This is a genomic window from Microvirga pakistanensis, from assembly GCF_004458765.1.
GTDB classification, from domain to species: Bacteria; Pseudomonadota; Alphaproteobacteria; order Rhizobiales; family Beijerinckiaceae; genus Microvirga; species Microvirga pakistanensis.
Map to the genome: position 1 here is coordinate 1 of NZ_SPJX01000651.1, position 223 is coordinate 223.

At 69.5% G+C, this 223-nt stretch carries 1 protein-coding gene; it reads right to left on the reverse strand.

Annotated elements, in window-relative coordinates:
- The coding region (locus tag E4K09_RS24750) for a uracil-DNA glycosylase family protein (protein ID WP_280177494.1) at positions 1-223 on the reverse strand (223 nt) is incomplete at both ends.

The following is a 223-nucleotide window of genomic DNA, read 5'->3' on the forward strand; positions in this document are numbered from 1 at the left end:
AGCCGAGGCGCTTCTGCAGGGGCTGGCGCAGCAGATAGGCCGGATGCAGGGTCGGCATCGCCCGGATCTCGCGGCCGTCCTCGGCCTGGTAGGTGTACCAGCGCCCCCGGGGGCGCAGGATTCCGTCCTTCAGGCCGAGCAGGTTCTGGGCTGCGGGGCCGCCGAGGCACAGAAGAAATTCGGGAGAGGCCAGCTCGATCTGCCGCGCGATGAACGGCTTGCA